Here is a 21,254-nt window from a genome sequence, read left to right as displayed (position 1 = left end):
TCCCCCGCCACAAACGGAGCACACCATGACCGTGACCACCCCCAACAGCGCCCACCCTGGGACCAACACCCCGGCCCCGGGCAGCGAGAACACCACCGTCGAGTGCACCCTCGACATCGGCGGAATGACCTGCGCCTCCTGCGTGGGCCGCGTCGAGAAGGCCCTCAAAAGGGTCGACGGGGTGGTCACGGCCACGGTCAACCTGGCGAACGAGACCGCGGTGGTCACCTACCAACCGCAGACCACGTCCACCCAGACGATGACCGAGGCGGTCGTGAAGGCCGGCTACACCGGCACCCCGCGACCCACCGCCAACGCCTCGGCCTCCGCCGACACGAACGCTTCCCCCGCCTCCCAGAGCGCCCCTGCGACGCGACCCGAGTCCGGTGCAGCGGGTGACCAGGTCGACGAACTCGACCGGCGCCGCGACCACGAGATCGCCGCACTGAAGAGGCGCTGGCAGGTCGCGCTCACCACTGGCCTGGGGCTGATGGCGATCATGTACGTGCCGATCCACCTGGACACCATGGACTGGCTCATGCCCGCCATCTTCGTGGTCGCCACGGTCGTGCAGGCCTGGGCCGGCGCAGACATCTACAAGGCCGCCTGGGCCGTGGCCAAGCACCGCGGCACCAGCATGAACACCCTCGTCGCGCTCGGAACGGGCGTCGCCTACGGCTACTCCGCGTTCGTCACGTTGTGGCCCGGCCTCGCCGAGAAGTGGGGCCTGCCCCTGCACGTGTACTTCGAAACGGCCCTGGTCATTGTCGCGCTCGTCCTGATGGGCCGCTGGCTCGAACTGCGCGCCAAGAAGCGCACCGCCGCCTCCATCAAGGCGCTCGTCGGGCTCGTCCCCACCACCGCCCGGATCGTCACCCGCCACCCCGACGGACACCTCACCGAGACCGACCTGCCGTTGGACGAGGTGGGGGTCGGGGCGGTCGTCCGGGTCCGACCCGGAGAAAAGATCCCCCTCGACGGCACGGTTGTCGAGGGCACCTCCAGCGTCGACGAATCGATGCTCACCGGGGAGTCCGTGCCCGTCACGAAGACCGCCGGCGACACGGTCATCGGCGCGACCCTCAACGGCACCGGCAGCCTCTTGGTGGAGGTCACGGCCACCGGCGCCGACGGCACCCTCGCGCAGATCGTCCACCTGGTCGAGAACGCCCAGGGCTCGAAGGTCCCCATGCAGAGGCTCGCCGACACAGCGGCCGCCTGGTTCGTCCCCGCGGTCCTGCTGGTCGCCGCCGCGAACTTCGTCCTCTGGGCCACGCTGGCCGGAACCGGGACCGGTGGGTCCCTCACCCTGGCCATCAACACCACCGTCGCGATCCTCATCATCGCGTGCCCCTGCGCGCTCGGTCTGGCCACCCCGACGGCGGTCATGGTTGGCACCGGCAAGGCCGCCGAGCTCGGCATCCTCATCGGAGACGGCGAAGCGCTGGAGACCACCCGCCGAGTCACCGCCGTGGTCCTGGACAAGACGGGCACCATCACCCGAGGCCGCCCCGACCTGACCGCCGTGCACACCACCACCTCGTGGGCGCACCGCCGCGACGAACTCATCGCCCTGGTCGGCGAAGCCGAAACCGGCAGCGAGCACCCCGTCGCCGCCGCCATCACCGCCCACGCCACCCACCACGGATCGCACGACGGGCGCATCCGTACGACGTCGTTCGAGGCCGTCCCCGGGCATGGCATCATCGCGACACTGCGGACCACCGAGGGCGAGCCGCAGGTCCTGGTCGGCAACCAGACCCACATGGGGGCCCAGCAGATCGACACCGCGCCGCTGGCCGAGACCGCTGCGGAGGCCGCTGCTCAGGGCGGCACCCCGATGTACGCCGCCGTCGACGGGCAGCTGGCCGGCCTGTTCGTGGTCGCCGACCCGATCAAGCCGGAGTCGGCCGACGCGATCGCCCAGCTCAAAGCGCTAGGCCTCGAGGTGTGGATGGTCACCGGCGACAACACCGGCACCGCCCACGCCATCGCCACCCAGGTCGGCATCGACCACGTGATGGCCGAAGTGCTCCCCGCAGACAAGGCCCACCGGGTCGCCTCCCTCCAGGCCGCCGGGCACACCACCGCCATGGTCGGGGACGGAATCAACGACGCCCCGGCCCTCGCCCAAGCCGACCTTGGCATCGCGATCGGCACCGGCACCGACGTCGCCATCGCCGCCTCCGACATCACGCTGGTCGGCGGGGACCTGCGCACCATCGTCTCCGCCATCGCGTTGTCCCGGCGCACTGTCGCCACCATCAAGCAGGGCCTGGCCTGGGCATTCGCGTACAACGTGCTGCTCATCCCCGTCGCGGGCGGCGCCCTGTACTGGTGGCACGACCTGCTCCTGGACCCGGTGCTGGCCTCGGCCGCGATGGCCATGAGCTCGGTCAGCGTGGTCACCAACGCGCTGCGGCTGCGCCGCTTCACCCCGCCCGCCACCGTGGCCGAGCTCGAGCACCCGCCCCTGCGCGCCCGGGCCAGCCAGTGGGCCTACCTGGCCACCGTCGCCGTCCTCGCACTCGCCCTGGGCGCCGGGTTCACCGCCGCGTCCCGCACCGACGCCGCCGAGCGCGGCATGAACGGGCTGCTCGCCTGGTCCGAAGGAATGGGCATGCCCATGCGGCCCGCCATGTCAGTCATGGAGGAGACCGAAGTCGAGCCGATCACGCCCAACGACGCCGGCCTGAGCGTGACCGTCGACGGTCCGTCCCCGATCGTGCCCGGCCAGCCGACCACGCTGACCGTGTCGGTGCGCGACACCGAGACCGGCGAGCCGATCGAGGACCTGGTCCGCACCCACCAGGTGTGGATGCACCTCATCCTGACGCGGGCCGACCTCGGCACGTTCGCGCACATCCACCCCGAGCCGACCGGCACGCCGGGAGTGTTCGCCGTGACCGCTGAGTTCCCGACCGGGGGCGACTACACCGCGCACATCGAGTTCCGGCAGCAAGGCCAGATGACTGACGTGCTCGCCACGAGCCCGCTGCAGGTCGCCGGTACTGCCCCGGCACCGGTGCGGGTGCCGACCGATGACGTCCGCACTCAGGTGGAGGCGGGAGTTCGAGTCGACCTGCACGGCGACGCCGTCCTCGTCGACGTGAGTGACCTGCACTTCGAGTTCACCGACGCGACCACCGGTGAGCCGGCCGACGACCTCCAGCCCTACCTCGGCGCCGCTGGGCACGTCGCGGTCATCTCCGCCGACGGCACACGGTTCTCGCACCGGCACGCGGAAACCGTCGACGACCAGGGCCGGCCGGTTCTCGCCGTCCCCGGCACCCAGTTCGGTCCCGACCTGGGGCTACACGTCCGGTTCGAGGAGCCCGGCGCCTACCGGCTGTTCGCCCAGTTCCGGCTCGCCGACGACCATGTCATCACCGTCCCGTTCGTCATCCACACCGACGCACCGCACAGCGAAGGCGACCCTGATCCCCACTGACCGGGCCTCTCCTCGCGCGTGCGGGAAGGTTGCTCGCGGTCCCCGGACCGCGAAGGCTTCAACTCAACCCAGTCCTTGAGCGAGCCATCTCTCTGCCCACCCCACGGGCACTGGGCGCGCTTCAGTGGTCCCTTTGCCCGCGACCAGCGCCAGGTCGCCCCGTTGTCGGTGGACTTGTACGTACCGATGCCGGTCGTGATGGACAGCGGCAGGACAGTCGGGGGCAAGCAAGATGCGAGGCGGTCATATCCAACAAGGCGGTGATCCACATGAACACGATCACGCATACAACCAGTACGGAGCCGGACCCGGTGCTCCGGACACGGTGTCCGGGCTCGCCGGACACTCCGGGATGCTTCATTCGGAGGGTCCGACGCCGAGGACCCGCATCGCATCACCGCACCTCAGAACCGCATTTCACAAGTTGCGCCACAACCTCAACATGTGAAGTCATCGGGAAGAGGTCGAAGGCGCGGATCGCCGTGAGCTCGTAGTCGTGCTCGGCGAAGATCGCGACGTCACGCCCGAGCGCGGCCGGGTCGCAGGCGACGTACGCCACCGCGCGGGGGCGTCGGTCGACGACCTGCTCCACGACGGCACGCTTGGCGCCCTCGCGGGGCGGGTCGAGGACGACGAGGTCGAACGGCTCGTCGAGGCCCGAGCGCAGCACCCGGTCGGTCGGGCCGCACTCGACGACGGCGCCCTTCAGCGCCGACAGGTTGCCGCGCGCGTGCTGGCACGCCGCGCGATCGGCCTCGACCGCGACGACCCGCGCGCCGGTCCGCTCCCCGACGAACCGGCCGAACAGGCCGACGCCGGCATAGAGGTCGAGCGCCCGCTCACCGGGTCGCGGGTCGAGGAGGTCGAGCACCGCCTCGACCAGGACGCGCGGCGCCTCGGGGTGGACCTGCCAGAAGCCGTCGGACGCGACGGAGAAAGGGTGCGTGCTGGAGCCGACCGTGACGTCGTGGGTGGAGGTGAGGGCGTCCGGCTCGCCGGGTGACCACTCGCCATGACGTCCCGGCCGCGCGTCCGGGCGGGGACGCGCCTCCTCGGCGGCGATGAGGCAGTCGTCGACCGGCACGAGGTCGTGGGAGCGGTGCACCCGCATGGCGGGCCGGCCGTCCGGCAGGACGGCGTACCGCTGCCGCGTGCGCCACCGCAGGCCGTCGTCGGGTCGTCCGGGAACGGGTACCGCCTTGACGCGGAGGCCGCTGACGAGCTCGGACGCCGGGTCGAGGCGACCGAGCCGGACGAGCTGCTCGCGCACCACCGCTGCCTTGAGGTCACGCTGCGCCGGGAGGGCGACGTGCTGGAAGTCGCAGCCACCGCACAGCCCGGGACCGGCGTAGGGGCACGGCGCCTCGACGCGGTCGCCTGAAAGCGCGTCGACGCGCACGGCGTCAGCGCGCCAGAAGCGGTCGCCGTCGGTGCCCTCGGTGATCTCGACGACCACCCGTTCCCCGGGCAGGGCATGCCGGACGAACACGACCCGGGACTCGGGATCGGCGAGCCGGGCGACGAAGTGCCCGCCGTGGGCGACGGGCCCCACCTCGACCTCGAAGCGCTCCCCCACCCGCGAGCGGCCGCGGGCGCGGCGGGCTCTGTTGTGGCGGCTCATCTCTCGTCCTGCCGATCGCCGCGCGAGGCGACGCGGCCGCGGCGCAGGTCGCCGGCGTGCACCCGTACGTCGTCGCGGCGCCGCTCCTCGGCCGCCTGCGAGGACCGCAGCTGGTAGGGCACCGAGATGACCATGACGCCCGGGGTGAACAGCAGCCTTCCCTTGAGCCGCAGCGCCGTCTGGTTGTGCAGGAGCTGCTCCCACCAGCGTCCGACGACGTACTCCGGGATGTAGACCGCCACGACGCCGCGCGGGCTGGCCCGGCGGATCTCCTGGGTGTACTCCACAATCGGCCGCACGACCTCGCGGTAGGGCGAGTGCAGCACCTTGAGCGGGATGTCGAGGTGCCGCTCGTCCCACTCCTCCAGCAGCCGGCTCGTGGCCTTGGCGTCGACGCTGACGTAGATGGCCTCGAGCACGTTGGGCCGGGTGGCGCGGGCGAAGGCGAGCGCGCGCAGCGTCGGCTTGTGCAGCTTGGACGCGAGCACGATGGCGTGCACCCGGGTCGGCATGACCTTGTCCTGCTCGTCGGCCGCGAGCTCGAGCTCCACGCGCGCGTAGTGGCGCCCGATGGCCTGCATGACCAGGAAGAAGAAGCCCATCGCCAGGATCGTGATCCAGGCGCCGGCGAGGAACTTGGTGATCAGGACGATGACCAGGACGACCGCGGTCATCCCGAGACCGAAGGTGTTGATGGCCCGCGAGCGCATCATCCGGCGACGTACGGCCGGGTCGCGCTCGGTGCGCAGGTGGCGCGTCCAGTGCCGGATCATCCCGAGCTGGCTGAGGTTGAAGGAGACGAAGACGCCGACGATGTAGAGCTGGATCAGCTTGGTGGTCTCGGCGTCGAAGACCCAGATCAGCAGCATCGAGAGGGCCGCGAGGAAGACGATGCCGTTGCTGTAGGCGAGCCGGTCGCCGCGCGAGCCGAGCGACCGGGGCGCCAGTCCGTCGTGGGCGAGGATCGAGCCGAGGACCGGGAAGCCGTTGAAGGCGGTGTTGGCCGCGAGCACGAGGATGATGCCGGTGACGGTGACGACGAAGTAGAAGCCCGGCGGGAAGTGGTCGAAGACCCCCGCCGCGATCTGCGAGATCACGGGGTGCTGGTCGTAGCCCTCCGGCACCGCACCACCCGACGACGTGCGGAGGCGGTCCAGCTCGTGCGGGTCGACGTAGCGGATCATCATCTGCTTGGCCAGGACGATGACGCTCATCATCATCGTGATCGCGATCAGGCCGAGCATGAGCAGCGTCGTGGCGGCGTTGCGGCTCTTGGGCTTGCGGAAGGCAGGCACGCCGTTGCTGATGGCCTCGACGCCGGTCAGGGCGGCACAGCCCGAGGAGAACGCCCGCGCCAGCAGGAACATCAGGCCGATCTGGGTCAGCGGCTCCTCCCACCCGGGCTGCGGCTCGATGACGAGGTTCGCGCTCTCCGCGTCCGGGAGGTCGCCGGCCACCAGGCGCAGCAGCCCGTAGGCGCACATGCCGAGGATCGCGACCATGAAGAGGTAGGTGGGCACGGCGAAGAACGCGCCCGACTCGCGGACTCCGCGCAGGTTCATCGCCGTCAACAGGGCCACGGCGATGACGCCGACCGTCGCCTCGTGCCCGATCAGCGGCGGGATCGCCCCGGCGGCGTACTGCGAGGCCGACGAGATCGACACGGCGACGGTGAGCACGTAGTCGACCAGCAGCGCGCTCGCGACGGTGACGCCGGCGTTGCGGCCGAGGTTGACCGTGGCGACCTCGTAGTCGCCGCCGCCGGAGGGGTAGGCGTGCACGGTCTGGCGGTAGCTGGCGATCACGGTGAGCATCACCACCGCGACGGCGAGGCCGATCTTCCACGACCAGACGTACGTCGACGCGCCGGCGACGGCGAGCATGATGAACACCTCGTCCGGGGCGTAGGCCACCGAGGACAGCGCGTCGCTGGCGAAGACCGGCAGCGCGATCCGCTTGGGGAGGAGCGTCTCCCCCAGCTGGCTGCTGCGCAGCTTGCGGCCCAGCAGGATCCGCTTGGACACGTCGCCGACACTCACGGGCGCGAGCCTAGACCCGCAGCGATCCAGATCCTTGCTGGGATACGGTTCTGGCGTGCACGTCGTGATCATGGGTTGTGGCCGCGTCGGTTCGACGCTCGCCCGTAGCCTCGAGGACCGCAACCACACCGTGTCCGTCATCGACAGCGAGCCCGACGCCTTCCGCCGTCTGGGCCCGGAGTTCAACGGTGACAAGATCACGGGCTACGGCTTCGACCAGCAGGTGCTGGAGAAGGCCGGGATCCGTCGCGCCGACGCCTTCGCCGCGGTCTCCAGCGGTGACAACTCCAACATCATCGCCGCGCGCGTCGCCCGGGAGACGTTCGGCCTCCAGCAGGTCGTCGCCCGCATCTACGACCCCGGCCGCGCCGAGGTCTACCAGCGCCTCGGCATCACCACGGTGGCGACGGTGAAGTGGACGGCCGACCAGGTCCTGCGCCGCATCCTGCCCGCCGGCGCCGAGCCCGACTTCCGCGACCCGTCGGGGACGATCCGGGTCGACCACATCCCGGTCCCCGAGGTCTGGATCGGCAACCGGACCGTCGAGTTCCAGATGCAGTCACGCAGCCGCATCGCCTGGATCGACCGGCTCGGCGAGGGCATGCTCCCCACCCGCGAGACCGTGCTGCAGGAGGGCGACATGCTCCACATCGTGATCCGCGAGGAGAACGCCGCCCATGCGTACGCCGTGCTCGAGGCCGGCCCCGAAGACGACTGAAGGACACCTGAGACATGCGCGTCGCCATCGCCGGAGCCGGAGCCGTGGGTCGATCGATCGCCCGGGAGCTGATCGAGAACGGTCACCAGATCCTGCTCATCGACAAGAACCCGTCAGCCATCCGTCCCGAGCGCGTCCCCAACGCCGAGTGGCTCCTCGCCGACTCGTGCGAGCTCTCCTCGCTCGCCGAGGCGCAGCTGGGCAAGTGCGACGTGGTCATCGCCGCGACCGGTGACGACAAGGCCAACCTGGTCACCTCGCTCCTCGCCAAGACGGAGTTCGGGGTCCCCCGCACCGTCGGGCGGGTCAACCACCCCAACAACGAGTGGCTCTTCACCGAGGCCTGGGGCGTCGACGTCAACGTCTCGACGCCGCGCATCATGTCGGCGCTCGTCGAGGAGGCGGTGTCGATCGGCGACCTGGTGCGCCTGTTCACCTTCCGCCAGGGCAACGCCAACCTGGTCGAGCTCACCCTGTCGGCCGACTCCCCCTACGTCGGCACGCCCGCCGGCCTGGTGCCGTTCCCCGAGAACTGTGCCCTCGTGACGATCCTGCGCGACGGTCAGGTCTACACGCCCGAGGCCGAGCAGCCGCTGGAGTCCGGGGACGAACTGCTGTTCGTGGTGCCGGCCGAGGTCGAGTCCGAGCTGGAGCAGCTGCTCTCCCCCATCCAGCACCACCGCTGAGCGCCCGAGGCTGCAAGGGGTCGTCTCAGGCGGTCGCGGGGTCCTCCGCGACCGGGGTCCTGTTGCGGGAGAGCAGCCAGATCATCGAGGCGAGCGCGGCGAGCTGCAGTGGCCACCCCAGCGCGATCTTGAGCACGCCGAGCGCAGCCACCGCCGCGTCCGGGTCCATCGAGCCGGAGTTGCCGGCCAGCCAGATCGGGCCCTGGATCGCCACGCGGAGCAGGCACGGGGCGACGAGCAGCCAGGTGAGCCGGTTGCACAGCCTCACGACCTGTTTGTCGGAGTGCCAAGCGGTGGGGTCCCCCGTGATGCTGCCGACCATGAAGCCGACCAGCGGCCAGCCGATGAGGCAGGTGAACGCCAGCACGACGGCGTACCCGCCGTTGTAGAGCAGGCCCGGCAGGAAGTAGGCGAGCGCCTGCTCCTGCTCCGACCCGCCGGACTCGGCGGCGCGGTACACGAAGTACCAGCCGATGCCGATCCCGAAGAGGGCGTTGACGACGAACTGGACCGTCGAGCGCTGCACCAGCCGGATCGCCAGCAGGACGAGCGCCGCCCCGATGCTGATCGACAGCGCGAGGTTGAGGTCGCGCATCGTCAGCCAGGTGACGGTGAACAGGATGGTCGGCACCGCGGCCTCGGCCATCCCCCGACGGCCGCCGAGCGCCTTGGCGAGCTGGCCGCGCACCACCGCCTCGACCGTGTCGGTGGTGGGGGCGACGTGCCTCGCGTGCTCACTGGTGGGGTCGGTCACGGGCGCAGCTCGTATCGCGGGTTGAACATGATCGGTACGCCGCCCTGGCGGCCGATGCAGCCGGCGACGGTCACCGACCGGCCGGGGTCGACGCCGGTGATGCGGCGCCGGCCGAGCCACACCACGGTGATGACGCCCGAGCCGTCGTCCAGCTCGGCCTCGAGGGCCGGGACGCCGCCGCGCGGGCGGAGCGTGACCGTGCGCAGCACGCCGTTGACGACGACGTGCTCACGCTCCGGGGCGTCGGCGATGGCCAGGGCCTCGTCCGTGGCGTGGGACTGGCGCAGGTCGCGCTGGTGGGCCTCCGAGCTGTCGGCCCAGCGGGAGAGCGCCTGACGCAGCCGGCTCTTCTCGCCCACGGTTCACCTGACCCGGCGGGCGTCGTCCGGCAGCGTGACCGGCAGCGGCTCACCGACCGGCATCGCCTGGTCGCCGCGGCGTACGACGATCTGCGCGAGCGCGTCCTCCCACTCGGTCGTGGCGTCGGGGTCTACGGCCGGCTTGCCGAGGAACGAGGCGCGCAGCATCCAGCGGTCGCCGTTGACGCCGATGATGCGGGAGGGCTGTGTGGCGGTGGTCCCGTCGGGGCGTCGGACCGGCATCTGGCACACCAGCTCGGTGCCCCAGCGGCCCTCGCGCTCGGTGGCCTGACCTCCGCGTCGCGCCATGTCCTCCGCGATCTGCGGCCGGACCTCGGACCACAGGTCACCGTTGCGCGGGGCGGCGAAGGCCTGGAACTCGCAGGCTCCGTCGGAGCCGGCGAGCATGACCGCGCGGACCTGGCCGCTCTGCTCGTCGACCTGCAGCCGGAGCTCGCGCTCGGCGATCGCGGGCACCAGGACCGAGCCGAGGTCGGCCCGCTCGATGCCGTCGCCCTCGACCTGGGACACGTCGAAGGGGCCGGTGCCCGCGGCAGGACGCGCGGTGGCGCCAGCGGTGTCGTCCGCGGCGCTCGCGGTGTCCTCCGCGGAGGTGTCCGCCGTCGCCGGGGTCGTGTCTGCCTTGCGGCGGAACTTCACGTCAGCACTCCTTCGATCAGCGCGCTCCTGCGAACGCGTTTCCGGTTCAAGGACGCGAACCGGTACCTGTAGAACCGTAGCCCCCGGCGCCCCGGATCGACTCGGGCAGCACCCCCACCTCGACGAACCGCGCCCGCTCGAACCGCTGCACGACGAGCTGGGCGATCCGGTCGCCGCGGCGGAGCGTCACGGACTCGACCGGGTCGTGGTTGATCAGGAGCACCTTGACCTCCCCGCGGTAGCCCGCGTCGATCGTGCCGGGGGTGTTGACGATGGACAGGCCGTGGCGGGCCGCGAGACCCGAGCGCGGGTGCACGAGCGCGACGTAGCCGTCCGGCAGCGCGATCGAGATGCCCGTGGGCACCAGGGCCCGCTCGCCGGGTGCCAGGTCGACGTCGACCGTGGTGTGCAGGTCGGCGCCGGCGTCGCCCGGGTGCGCGTACGACGGGAGCGGGAGGTCAGCGTCGAGGCGGACGACGGCGACGTCCAGGTCGGGGGCTGGGTCGTGGTCGGGCACGAGGAGTGAATCTATAGGCTCTGCGCCGTGGACTACGCCGAACGCCTCACCGTTCCGCTGCGCTGGTGGGTGCAGGGCACGATGTTCGTGGCGTCGCTGTGGCTGGCCGTGCTCGCCGCCACGCCCGAGACCGTGGCGTGGTCGGTCACTGCGGTGGCGATGGCCGTCCTGGTGGCGCTGTTCGTCAGCTACGGCCGACCGCGCGTGTCCGTGGACGGGACGACCTTTCGCGCCGGTCGCGCGCACATCCCCCTGGAGCTCGTCGGTCCTGCGACCGCGCTCGACGCGGACGGCGTACGCCGTCAGGCGGGCGTGGACGCCGACGCGAGGGCGTACCTCTTGCTGCGCCCGTACCTCAAGCGTGGCGTGCGGGTGGACATCGCCGACCCCGCCGACCCGACGCCCTACTGGCTGGTCAGCTCGCGACGACCCGACGCCCTCGTCTCAGCCCTGGAGGCGGGGCGGACGCGCCAGGCTGCTGGATAGGGTGCGTCCATGGCCTCTTCCACAGCGGACAGCTCCAGCAAGTTCTACTCAGCGTTTTCCCTCGTCGCCGCCCTCGGCGCTGCAGCCGTGGCCAAGAAGGGCCTCAACTCCTCCTGGCGCGCGGCCACCGGGAAGAACCCGCCCGCCAACCCGGCCGACCCCGACGTCAGCATCGGCGAGGCCGTCATGTGGGCCGCCGTCAGCGGCACCCTGATCGGCGTCGCGCGCATGCTCGCCACCCGCCGCGCGGCGCACTACTACGCCAAGTCGACCGGCCACCTCCCCCCGCAGCTCAAGAAGGACGACCAGGACGCCGACAAGGCCCCCGCAGCCCAGTCCTGACCCGGACGACTCACAGCTCCACAGAGCCCACCCGTCCCCGGCGCTGGCCCCGCCGGAGGTCGGGGGCCAGGTCGCGGGGCGTCCCCGACAGGCCGGTCTCCCCGTTCGCGCGCCTCAGACGGTCCCTGCAGCGCACCTCGCCGACCATGGCCAGTGAGTCGCCCAGCGACTCACCGACGCTGCCGACGGCGCCTCGGTGGACGCTGTCCCGTGAGTCGCTGGGTGACTCAGGGGCGCCTGCCCACCGGTGAGCCCGGTAAATGGCCAGTGATTCGTCCACCGACTCACTGGCCATGGTGCGGGTGGGGGGTTCGAGCAGCGCCCGGCGCGAGATCTGCCACCAAACGTCCACGGGGTGGGTGTCCGGGGCCCGGTGAGGTCCCGCTGTGGAGGAGCTGCTGCGGCTGTCGGGACCCCGCGGTTCGCTCGTCGTACGACAGACAGGCGAGCACGGGAGGACAGGACATGAGCGGTACGACGACGGGGGCGACGACGGGGGTGGCCAGGCCGGCGGACCTGAGCGAGGCGGAGCTCGAGTGGCTGCACATGGGGCCGTTCGACGGGGGTGTGGCCGGGCTCGTCCGACGCATCAGACGGATTCTCGACGTGTCGCAGCGCGGACTGGCCCGGCTGCTCGGGGTGTCCCAGTCGGCGGTGGCGCGGTGGGAGACCGAGCGGACGAGTCCTCGGGTGAGCGTCCTGCAGCGGATGCTGCGCCTCGCCGGCGTCGCGGTCTCGCTGCACGACGAGTCGACCGGTGAGCGGGTGGAGCCGATGCGGGCCGACGGCGCTCGCGCACGGAACGGGAACCGCTACCCGGCCCACGTCGACCTCCGGGTCACCGGGTGGTGGGTGCCGCGGGAGTTCCGGGACATGACGAGCATCGACTACTTCACCAGTGTCGACCGCTCACGCAGGCTGGAGACGCCGTGCATCCGCTACCGGACGTGCCCACACCGGCGAAGGGTAGAGCGGATGCTCTTCGGCACGCCGGTGGACCACCCTGCCAGGCGCCAGCTCAGGGCTGAGGCGGTGCACCTCGACGAGGAGCGGCTCGCCAGGAGGAGCCGGACGGTGCGGCCCCGGCCCGCTGTGTGATCGCGCCTCCGGCCCCGGACACGCCACAGCGCCCGCCCCTCAGAGGAGGAACAGGCGCTGTCGTGATCGGAGCCTCAGATGCAGTCGCGGCAGATGAGCTTCTTCTCGTCGGCCAGCTGCGACCGGTGGTGCACCAGGAAGCAGCTCATGCAGGTGAACTCGTCGTCCTGCCGAGGCATGACCTCGACCGCAAGCTCCTCGTGCGAGAGGTCGGCGCCGGGGAGCTCGAAGGACTCAGCGGCCTCGGTCTCGTCCTCGTCGACCTTGCCGGAGTTCTTGTCGTGACGTCGGGCCTTGAGCTCCTCGATGCTCTCCTCGCTCTGGTCCTCCTCGGACTTGCGTGGTGCGTCGTAGTCGGTGGCCATCGGTTACCTCTCCCCATGCTGTGGACCCGTCCTGCCGGATCGCGGCGGGACGTCCCAGTTGTGCGCGTCGTCGGCGCCAGATTGTGCACCATGAACCGGTTCCGTGGTGAGCCGGTCCGCAACGTGTCGCCTGAACAGTGGGTGACGTCTCCCTATTCCCACCCCGCCAGCCGTGAGGGGCCCGCCCCCACGGAGGGACACTCAGGCCAGGAAACCAGCGGCGGCGAGCGCGGCGACGAAGTCGTCCCACCCGTCGGCGGGCGCCCCTACGACCACGTTGCGCACCGGGTACGGGTCGAGGGTGAAGGTGCCGTCGAGGAGCTCGAAGCGGCCGCCGGCCTCGCGCAGCACGAGCCCGCCGGCGGACCAGTCCCACGGCTGCGGTCCGGCCTCGACGTACCCGTCGCCGCTGCCGTCCGCCACGTGGCAGAGGTCGAGGGCGCACGAGCCCATCCGGCGGATGTCACGGACCTCGGGCAGCAGGGCGGCCACGCAGCCCGCCTGGTGCTCGCGCACCTCGCGCTGGTAGCCGAACCCGGTCAGCACCAGCCGCTCGGCGAGGGGCGGCGACGGACGCACGGAGATCGCTCCCCCGTCGCGTGTGGCGCCGTGCCCGAGCGCGGCGGCGTACTCCACCCCGGTGGGGATGGTCACCACGGCACCCGCGACGACCTCGCCGTCGAGCTCGGCTGCCACCGAGACGGCGCAGTCGGGCAGGCCGTAGAGGTAGTTCACGGTCCCGTCGATCGGGTCGAGGACCCACCGCACCCCCGAGGTGCCGGCCCGGTCGTCGCCCTCCTCGCCCAGGATCGCGTCGTCGGGGCGCTGGGCGACGATGCGTGAGCGCAACAGCTCCTCGACCGCCCGGTCGGCCTCGGTCACGACGTCGACAGCACTGGTCTTGGTGTCGGCCACGTCGATCCCGCCGCGCCGCATCTCGCGAGCCAGGCCGGCGCCCTCGTGGGCGAGCGCGCAGGCCAGGTCGCGGAGCTCGACGGGAGTGACCGTCACGAGTCGGCCCCGCAGAGGGCCGGTCGCGGACCTCGCGGGTTGGGGCAGCAACCTGCCCCGCAGATGTCGGGCCCGGCCGGCATCGAGCCGAGCGCCGGGCGCGCGGGCGACTCGCCCCGCTCGGCAGCGGCCCGCTCGAGCACGAGGTCGCGGACCATCGCCACGAACCGCGGGTCGGTCCCCGACGTGGCTGCGCGCACCGCCTGGATGCCCAGCCGCTCGGCCGTCGCCATCGCCTCGGTGTCGAGGTCGTAGATGACCTCCATGTGGTCGGAGACGAAGCCGATGGGCGCGAGCACCACGCCGCCAACCCCGTCGGTGGCCAGCTCCTCGAGGTGGTCGTTGACGTCGGGCTCCAGCCACGGCGTCGAGGGCGCCCCCGAGCGCGAGCAGTAGACGAGGTCGTGGCGGTGGGCCCGACCGGTGGCCTCGCGGACCCGACGGGCGATCTCGTCGGCGGCGCTGCGGTGCTGCTTGACGTACGCCCCGCGCGGCTGTCCGGCCGGGTCCTCCGAGCCGCTGGTCTCGGCCATCGCGGTCGGGATCGAGTGGGTGACGAACACGAGTCGCGCCCGGTCGCCACCGTCGGGCAACGCGGCGAGGGCCTCGAGGCAGGCGTCGACGGCCGGCTCCAGGAAGCCCGGGTGGTTGTAGTACTGCCGCAGCTTGTCGAGGCGCGGCGCGCCGTCGGTCTGCTCGACGGCGTCCCACAGGTTCTCGCGGTACTGCCGACACGACGACCACGAGGAGTACGCCGACGTGGCGAAGACAGCGGCCCGCTGGATGCCGTCGGCCGTCATCTTCGCGAGCGTGTCGGCGAGGTAGGGGTCCCAGTTGCGGTTGCCGAAGTAGACCGGCAGGTCGATGCCCTGGCCGGCGAAGTCCTTCTCGAGGGCGGCGATCAGCGCCCGGTTCTGGTCGTTGATCGGGCTCTTGCCGCCGAACAGGAAGTAGTGCTGCCCCACCTGCTCGAGGCGCTCGCGCGGGATCCCCCGCCCGCGGGTGACGTTCTCCAGGAACGGCACCACGTCCTCCGGCTTCTCAGGCCCCCCGAAGGAGAGGACCAGGAGCGCGTCGTACGGCTTCACGTCGGGGTGACCCGCAGGATTCATGGAGCCAGCGTAGAGCGGCCTACCATCCCGCTTGTGCTCGACTCCTACCGCCGGGTGCTGACACGGCCCGGTGCGTTCGCCTTCAGCAGCGCCGCCCTCGTGGCCCGGCTTCCGATCTCCATGGTCGGGCTCGGCATCGTCCTGCTCGTCGAGGAGCGCACCGGCTCCTACGGGCTGGCCGGGACGGTCTCGGCGGTGTTCGTGCTGGCGGAGGCGGCGTTCGCGGTGCTGCACGGCCGGTGGGTCGACCACTTCGGCCAGGCGCGGGTCCTGCCGCTGGCGATCTCGGTGTTCGGCGCCGGGCTCGCGCTGATGATGCTCGCCGTCGAGCAGGACTGGCCCCGCGTGTGGACGTACGTCTTCGCAGCCGTCGCCGGCGCGGCGCTCCCCCAGGTCGGCGCCAGCGTCCGCACCCGCTGGTCCCACCTGCTCGACGAGCCGGGCGAGAAGCAGACGGCGTTCGCCCTCGAGGCCGTCCTCGACGAGGTCGTCTTCGTCGTCGGCCCGGTGCTCGTCACGCTGCTGGCCACGAGCTGGCACCCGGTCGCGGGCCTCACCTGCGCGCTCGCGAGCGGCGTCATCGGCACCTTCGCGTTCGCGGCGCAGCGCCGCACCGAGCCACCAGCCGGGCGCAGCGCACCCGCCGCTGCCCGCCCTCCGATGCCGTGGCGCCTCGTGCTGACCCTCGCGCTGGTCTGCCTGACCCTCGGGGCCCTGTTCGGCGCCGCCGAGGTCACCACCGTCGCCTTCGCCGAGGAGCAGGGCCAGCGGTGGGTCGCCGGCTGGCTGCTGGCGGCGTGGTCGCTCGGCAGCCTCGTCGCCGGCCTGGTCACCGGGGCGATCGCCTGGCGCAGCGGCCCGGACGTCCGGCTCCGGTGGGGCTCCGCGGCGATGGCGCTGGCGATGGCTCCGCTGATGTTCGTCGACTCCGTCCCGGTGATGGCCGTGGTCCTGCTGGTCGGCGGACTGGCGATCGCGCCCACGATGATCGGCGCGATGACGATGGTCGAGCAGGGCGTGCCGTCCACCCGCCTCACCGAGGGCATGGCGATCCTGCACACCGGGATCGTGGCGGGCGTGGCGCCCGGCGCGAGCATCGCCGGCTTCGTCGTGGACCACAGCGGGGCCTCCGCGGCGTACGCCGTGGCGCTTGCCGGTGGGATCCTCGGGGCGCTCGCCGCGCAGACGGCGCGTCCGGCCCCTAGTCTGCGCACATGAGCTCCGCCCTCCACGGTCACCTCTGGCGCAACTGGTCCGGGCTCGAGGAGGCGGTCCCCCGCCACGTCGAGACGCCGGGCTCCGTCGAGGCGGTCGTGGACGTCGTACGGCGGGCGCGCGAGGGCGGGACGACGGTCAAGATGACCGGCACCGGGCACAGCTTCACCGCGATCGCGGCGCCCGAGCACACCTTGCTGCGTCCCGAGGGGCTGCGCGGCATCCTGTCCGTCGACCGTGCGGCGATGACGGTGACGGCCCGCGCCGGCACCACGCTCAAGGACCTCAACCTCGCGCTGGAACGCCTCGGCCTGTCCCTGCACAACATGGGCGACATCGCCGAGCAGACGCTCGCGGGCGCGGTCTCGACCGGTACCCACGGCACTGGCGGCGTCGCGGCCGGCCTCGCCGCCCAGCTCGCCGGCCTCGAGATGGTCACCGGGACCGGCGAGGTGCTGCGGGCCTCCGCGACCGAGAACCCGGACGTCTTCGACCTCGCCCGGGTCGGCCTCGGCGCGCTGGGCGTCCTCACCGGTCTCACCTTCCACGTGGAGCCGCTCTTCGTCGTCGAGGCGCACGAGCAGCCGATGACGTGGGAGCGCGGGCTGGCGTCGTACGACGAGATGGAGGCCGCCGCGCACCACCTCGACCTGTACTGGTTCCCTCACACGGACCGCCTCATGGTCAAGCAGAACGTGCGCACCGACCTCGAGCCCGGGGAGCAGCAGCCCCCGTCGCGGGCCGCCGCGTGGTGGGAGGACGAGGTGGTGTCGAACGCCGTCTTCGGTGCTCTCTGCCGGGTCGGCTCACGGTCCCCGGGCCTGGTCCCGCGCATCAACCGGGTCGCCGGCCGGGCGCAGTCCGAGCGCCGCTACAGCGACCTCGCGCACCGGGTCTTCGTGACGCCGCGGCGGGTGCGCTTCCGGGAGTTGGAGTACGCCGTCCCCCGCGAGGTCGGTCTCGACGTGCTGCGCGAGTGCCGCCGGGCGATCGACGCCAGCGACTGGCGCATCGCCTTCCCCGTGGAGGTGCGCACCGCCCGGGCCGACGACGTCGCGCTGTCCACCGCGTACGGCCGCGACAGCCTCTACCTCGCCTTCCACGTGCCGGCCGACACCGACCACACGGCCTACTTCGGCGGCCTCGAGCCGATCCTCCGCGATGCCGGCGGGCGCCCCCACTGGGGAAAGGTGCACACCCGCACGGCAGCGGACCTGGCGCCGGCGTACGACCGGTTCGCGGACTTCCTCGCCCTGCGCGACCGCCTCGACCCCGACCGGGTCTTCGCCAACGCCCACCTGCGGCGGCTGCTGGGCGACTAGAGGACGTGGGGGCGATCAGACGTTGGCCGGGCCCTTGGGGAGCGGCGCGCGCCACCCACGGACGAGCGCGAGCAACCGCCAGGTGAGGCACGTGGAGAACCCGGCGGCGGCGACCACGAGGAACGGGAGGTCGGCCCGGTCGAGGAGCACCGTGACGGCGGCCCCCGCCAGCGCCGGGGTGGCGTAGAGGACGCCCTCGAAGATCACCGGGACGCTGCCGACGAGCACGTCGCGGATCATGCCGCCCCCGATCCCGGTCACCATCCCCATCAGGGCCGCGGGCACCGGACCGAGCCCGAACTCGACCGCCTTCAACGCGCCGGTCACGCAGAACACCGCGAGCCCGAAGGCGTCGAAGAGGGTCACCACCCGCTCGAGCCGGCTGACCGCGGGGTGGAAGGCGAAGGTGAGCAGCCCGGCCAGGACCGGGACCAGCAGGTAGCGCCAGTCGGTGAGGGCGGCCGGGGGCGTCGCACCGATCAGCACGTCGCGGATGAAGCCACCGCCCAGCCCTGTGATGCCGCCGAGGACGAGCGCGGCGAAGAGGTCGAGGTGCTTGCGGACCGCCACCAACGCCCCGGCGACCGCGAAGAAGAAGATCCCCGTCAGGTCGAGGACGACCAGCGGCGTCGCGAACTCCGGCTCAGGCACACCGGAAGCCTAGGGCGCGCCGCGGGGGCAACCGTGCCGGGGCGCCGCGCTGGCGTAGGCTCGAGCGACACGGATGCCCCGTGCACCGCCGACCACCTCTTGACCGCCCCGACCACCAGCCAGGCAGGAGTCCGCCGTCCATGGCCAAGCTGACGTTCACCGGACGCAGCAGGGACGGCAAGCGCCTGCTGCTGGTGGACGAGTCGGGCCAGGAGCACACCCTGGCGATCGACCCCCGGCTCCGTCGCGCCGTCAGCGGCGCGCCCGACAGCAGCCGCCCCGACACGTCTGGCCAGTTGGAGATCCCGATGGAATCAAGCCTCCGCCCCCGCGACATCCAGATGCGCATCCGGGCCGGTGAGTCACCCGAGGCGGTGGCCCATGCCGCCGGGACGTCGGTGGAGAAGATCATGCCGTTCGCGGCGCCCGTGATGGCCGAGCGTGCCCACGTCGCCGAGCGTGCCCAGCTCGCCTCCGTACGACGCCGCGCGTCCGAGTCCGGCGCTCGCACCCTCGGCGAGGCCGTGAGCGCCCACCTGCGGGCCCACGACGTCGACCCCGCCAGCGTCGAGTGGGACGCCTGGCGCCGGGAGGACGGTCGCTGGACGCTGACCGCGCTCTACGACGTGGCCGGTCGCATCGGCACCGCGACCTTCTCCCACGACCCCCGCGGCAGCTTCGTGACGCTCGACGACGACGACGCGCGATGGCTGGTCGGCGACGCCACACCTGCCGCGGCGACCTCCGCGCCCGCCTCCGACGACCTCGCCGCCGCGCGTCAGCGCCGGCTCAGCTCGGTCGGCGACGACGTCCCGCTCGGGGACGACGCGATCGAGATGGTCACCGGTGAGGAGCCCTCGGCGTCGCCGGAGGAGACCACGATGGAGCTCGCCGACGCCGGGCTGGGCTCCGAGCAGCCGGTCGAGGCCTACCTCGACGAGCAGGACGCGGGCGACACCACGGACACCACCACGGGCGACACCACGACCGAGGAGCCGGACCGGCCCGCGTCGGAGCCGGCCGCTGGGGCTCCCGCCGAGCCGAAGCCCAGGCCCGCCAAGAAGCGCGGTCGCGCGTCCGTGCCGAGCTGGGACGAGATCATGTTCGGCGGCGGCAAGGGCGACTGACTCTTGCGCCTCGTCCAGCTCAACGTCCACCCGCTCAAGTCAGGCGCCATCCGTCCGGTCAGCTCCACCACCGTGCTGCCGCGCGGCCTGGACGACGACCGGTCCTGGATGATCGTCGACGGCGACGGTCGCCTCGTCTCCGCGCGTGAGGTGCACCGCCTCTTCCACGTCGTCGCGGACACGCCGTCGACCGACGCGTCTGTCGCCGCCGCGCTCCGGCTCCGCGCCCCGGGCCACGCCGACCTGCTCGTCGACGTCCCCCGGGCCGCACCCGTCGACGTGCACCTGTTCTCCCTCGACCTGCAGGCCCGACCCGCCGGGGCGGCCGCCGACGCGTGGGTGCGGTCGGTGCTGGGACGCGACGACCTGCGCCTGGTGTGGTGCCACGCCCCGGAGCAGCGCACGCTGCAGCCGGGCTTCTCGCAGCCGGGTGACCACGCCGCCTTCCCGGACTCGTTCCCCGTGACGATCGCGTCCCTGGCCTCGATGCGTCGGCTCAACGACTGGATCCTCGAGCGTGCGCTCGAGCTCGGCGAGGAGCCCCCCGAGCCGCTGCCGGTCGAGCGCTTCCGCGCCAACCTCGTCGTCGACGGCGACGAGCCGTTCGCCGAGGACACCTGGACCCGGGTCGCGGTCGGTGGCGTCGGCTTCCGGATCGGCAAGCCGGTGGGCCGGTGCGTCATGGCGACCCTCGACCCGCGGACCCTGACGACCGCGAAGGAGCCGACGCGCACCCTGGCCCGGCACCGGCGCCTCGACGGCATCAAGACGTTCTTCGCCGTGCACCTCGTCCCCGAGACGACCGGTCGGATCAGTGTCGGCGACGCGGTCCGGGCGGGCTGATCACCCGGTCGCGACCGGCCGCCCGGGGTCGGTGATCCAGCCGCTCCAGCTCCCCGGGTAGAGCGCGGCGCGGATGCCGGCGAGCTCCATGGCGAGCAGGTCGTGCGCGGCGGTCACGCCCGAGCCGCAGTAGGCAGCCACGGACGACGCGGTGTCGGCGCCCACGGCGGCGTACAGCTCCCGCAGCCGTGCGGGTGGCAGGAAGCGCCCGCGCTCGTCGAGGTTGGCGTTCGTCGGCACGTTGACGGCGCCGGGCACGTGACCGGCGACGGCGTCGACCGGCTCGGACTCCCCGCGGAATCGCTCGGGCGCCCGTGCGTCGACGAGCACCTCGACGTGGGGCACCTCGTCGGGACCGACGGCGGGGGCCCGGTCGCCCGCCGAGACGGTGAAGTCGCCCGGCTCAGCGTCCACCGGCCCGGGCTCGGTCGGGTGCCCGTCCTCGAGCCAGGCGGTCCAGCCGCCGTCGAGGACGCGGACGTCGCGGTGGCCGTGGTGCCGTAGAAGCCACCACGCCCGCGCGGCCGCCCGCCCCTGCCAGTCGTCGTACACCACCACGGGCCGGTCGTCGCGCACCCCGGCGCGCCGCATCGCCGCCTCGAACCGTTCCGGGTCGGGCAGCGGGTGCCGGCCGCCGGCGCCCGGCGGGTCGGCGAGGTCCTGGTCGAGGTCGACGTACGCCGCTCCCGGGACGTGTCCCGCCGCGTGCTGCTCGCGTCCGGGCGGCCCGCCCATGAGGTAGCGCACGTCGAGCACGGTGACCTCCCGCAGGGAGGCGGCGAGCTCGTCGGGACTGATCAGGGGGCTGGTGCGGCGGTCGCTGCCGAAGTCGTCGGTCACACGCGGCACGGTAGCCGTCGCGCCGGACGGAGGCTGT

At 72.3% G+C, this 21,254-nt stretch carries 21 protein-coding genes; 10 read left to right on the top strand and 11 right to left on the bottom strand.

Annotation, left to right across the window (positions count from 1 at the left end):
* The first annotated feature begins 25 nt into the window (after positions 1 to 25).
* Positions 26 to 3,451: a heavy metal translocating P-type ATPase gene (locus HOO61_RS18030; protein ID WP_172260931.1), complete on the top strand. Its 3,426-nt coding sequence runs from the start codon at positions 26 to 28 to the stop codon at positions 3,449 to 3,451.
* 394 nt (positions 3,452 to 3,845) lie between these two features.
* On the opposite strand, the gene HOO61_RS18025 is transcribed toward HOO61_RS18030, so the two are convergent.
* Positions 3,846 to 5,072 carry a class I SAM-dependent RNA methyltransferase gene (locus tag HOO61_RS18025; RefSeq protein ID WP_172260929.1) on the bottom strand — a complete coding sequence of 409 codons (1,227 nt, stop codon included), beginning with the start codon at positions 5,070 to 5,072 and terminating at the stop codon, positions 3,846 to 3,848.
* Positions 5,069 to 7,111, bottom strand: coding sequence for an APC family permease (locus HOO61_RS18020; protein WP_367650239.1), 2,043 nt, complete (start codon positions 7,109 to 7,111; stop codon positions 5,069 to 5,071). Before HOO61_RS18020 ends, HOO61_RS18025 begins: the two co-directional genes overlap by 4 nt.
* A 55-nt stretch (positions 7,112 to 7,166) precedes the next feature.
* On the opposite strand from HOO61_RS18020, the gene HOO61_RS18015 reads away from it, so the two are divergent.
* Entirely contained in the window at positions 7,167 to 7,829 is a 663-nt protein-coding gene (locus tag HOO61_RS18015; protein WP_172260925.1) for a TrkA family potassium uptake protein, read from the top strand.
* A gap of 14 nt (positions 7,830 to 7,843) precedes the next feature.
* On the top strand, positions 7,844 to 8,515 hold the full coding sequence (locus tag HOO61_RS18010; protein WP_172260923.1) for a TrkA family potassium uptake protein: 672 nt from the start codon (positions 7,844 to 7,846) through the stop codon (positions 8,513 to 8,515).
* A gap of 25 nt (positions 8,516 to 8,540) precedes the next feature.
* Here HOO61_RS18010 and HOO61_RS18005 read toward each other — a convergent pair whose 3' ends face one another.
* Genes HOO61_RS18005 through dut form a run of 4 tightly spaced genes read right to left on the bottom strand, consistent with a single transcriptional unit; the run spans position 8,541 to position 10,805 of the window.
* Entirely contained in the window at positions 8,541 to 9,269 is a 729-nt protein-coding gene (locus HOO61_RS18005; protein ID WP_367650238.1) for a DUF3159 domain-containing protein, read from the bottom strand.
* Positions 9,266 to 9,628 (bottom strand): OB-fold nucleic acid binding domain-containing protein, encoded by a 363-nt coding sequence (locus tag HOO61_RS18000; RefSeq protein WP_172260921.1) that lies wholly within the window; start codon positions 9,626 to 9,628, stop codon positions 9,266 to 9,268. Before HOO61_RS18000 ends, HOO61_RS18005 begins: the two co-directional genes overlap by 4 nt.
* A 3-nt stretch (positions 9,629 to 9,631) precedes the next feature.
* Positions 9,632 to 10,288, bottom strand: a complete 657-nt coding sequence (locus HOO61_RS17995) for a DUF3710 domain-containing protein (protein ID WP_172260919.1) — start codon at positions 10,286 to 10,288, stop codon at positions 9,632 to 9,634.
* Between the two features lie 46 nt (positions 10,289 to 10,334).
* Positions 10,335 to 10,805, bottom strand: a complete 471-nt coding sequence (gene dut, locus HOO61_RS17990) for a dUTP diphosphatase (RefSeq protein ID WP_367650237.1) — start codon at positions 10,803 to 10,805, stop codon at positions 10,335 to 10,337.
* Positions 10,806 to 10,832: 27 nt separating this feature from the next.
* Between dut and HOO61_RS17985 the strand changes: the two genes are divergently transcribed.
* From HOO61_RS17985 to HOO61_RS17975, 3 genes are all read left to right on the top strand, one after another.
* Positions 10,833 to 11,291, top strand: a complete 459-nt coding sequence (locus HOO61_RS17985; RefSeq protein WP_172260917.1) for a DUF3093 domain-containing protein — start codon at positions 10,833 to 10,835, stop codon at positions 11,289 to 11,291.
* 9 nt (positions 11,292 to 11,300) lie between these two features.
* Positions 11,301 to 11,633 carry a DUF4235 domain-containing protein gene (locus HOO61_RS17980; protein ID WP_172260915.1) on the top strand — a complete coding sequence of 111 codons (333 nt, stop codon included), beginning with the start codon at positions 11,301 to 11,303 and terminating at the stop codon, positions 11,631 to 11,633.
* Between the two features lie 465 nt (positions 11,634 to 12,098).
* Complete coding sequence (locus tag HOO61_RS17975) at positions 12,099 to 12,731, top strand: helix-turn-helix transcriptional regulator (protein WP_172260913.1); 633 nt, start codon at positions 12,099 to 12,101, stop codon at positions 12,729 to 12,731.
* Positions 12,732 to 12,805: 74 nt separating this feature from the next.
* On the opposite strand, the gene HOO61_RS17970 is transcribed toward HOO61_RS17975, so the two are convergent.
* The 3 genes from HOO61_RS17970 to HOO61_RS17960 all read right to left on the bottom strand — a co-directional run bounded on the left by HOO61_RS17970 (position 12,806) and on the right by HOO61_RS17960 (position 15,219).
* A complete protein-coding gene (locus HOO61_RS17970; protein ID WP_056600397.1) occupies positions 12,806 to 13,096 on the bottom strand; it encodes a DUF4193 domain-containing protein in 291 nt (96 codons plus the stop codon).
* Positions 13,097 to 13,297: 201 nt separating this feature from the next.
* A complete protein-coding gene (locus HOO61_RS17965) occupies positions 13,298 to 14,107 on the bottom strand; it encodes an inositol monophosphatase (RefSeq protein WP_172260911.1) in 810 nt (269 codons plus the stop codon).
* Entirely contained in the window at positions 14,104 to 15,219 is a 1,116-nt protein-coding gene (locus HOO61_RS17960; RefSeq protein WP_172260909.1) for a ferrochelatase, read from the bottom strand. The genes HOO61_RS17965 and HOO61_RS17960 overlap by 4 nt, the downstream gene beginning before the upstream one ends.
* A gap of 33 nt (positions 15,220 to 15,252) precedes the next feature.
* Here HOO61_RS17960 and HOO61_RS17955 point away from each other — a divergent pair, with 33 nt between their 5' ends.
* Positions 15,253 to 16,437 (top strand): MFS transporter, encoded by a 1,185-nt coding sequence (locus HOO61_RS17955; protein WP_172260907.1) that lies wholly within the window; start codon positions 15,253 to 15,255, stop codon positions 16,435 to 16,437.
* Positions 16,434 to 17,756 (top strand): D-arabinono-1,4-lactone oxidase, encoded by a 1,323-nt coding sequence (locus tag HOO61_RS17950; RefSeq protein ID WP_172260905.1) that lies wholly within the window; start codon positions 16,434 to 16,436, stop codon positions 17,754 to 17,756. Before HOO61_RS17955 ends, HOO61_RS17950 begins: the two co-directional genes overlap by 4 nt.
* A gap of 15 nt (positions 17,757 to 17,771) precedes the next feature.
* Here the strand turns inward: HOO61_RS17950 and HOO61_RS17945 are convergent, their stop codons facing one another.
* Complete coding sequence (locus tag HOO61_RS17945) at positions 17,772 to 18,407, bottom strand: trimeric intracellular cation channel family protein (protein ID WP_172260903.1); 636 nt, start codon at positions 18,405 to 18,407, stop codon at positions 17,772 to 17,774.
* A gap of 140 nt (positions 18,408 to 18,547) precedes the next feature.
* Between HOO61_RS17945 and sepH the strand changes: the two genes are divergently transcribed.
* Positions 18,548 to 19,534 carry a septation protein SepH gene (sepH, locus tag HOO61_RS17940; RefSeq protein WP_172260901.1) on the top strand — a complete coding sequence of 329 codons (987 nt, stop codon included), beginning with the start codon at positions 18,548 to 18,550 and terminating at the stop codon, positions 19,532 to 19,534.
* Between the two features lie 3 nt (positions 19,535 to 19,537).
* Entirely contained in the window at positions 19,538 to 20,377 is an 840-nt protein-coding gene (locus HOO61_RS17935) for an MOSC domain-containing protein (protein WP_172260899.1), read from the top strand.
* Here the strand turns inward: HOO61_RS17935 and HOO61_RS17930 are convergent, their stop codons facing one another.
* Positions 20,378 to 21,217 carry a sulfurtransferase gene (locus tag HOO61_RS17930; protein WP_367650236.1) on the bottom strand — a complete coding sequence of 280 codons (840 nt, stop codon included), beginning with the start codon at positions 21,215 to 21,217 and terminating at the stop codon, positions 20,378 to 20,380. It abuts the gene before it with no gap.
* Positions 21,218 to 21,254 lie beyond the last annotated feature (37 nt).

Source organism: Nocardioides sp. zg-1230 (assembly GCF_013155335.1).
Lineage (GTDB): Bacteria > Actinomycetota > Actinomycetes > Propionibacteriales > Nocardioidaceae > Nocardioides.
Note: the sequence above shows the minus strand (reverse complement) of the source record. Positions and strands in the feature narration are given on the sequence as shown.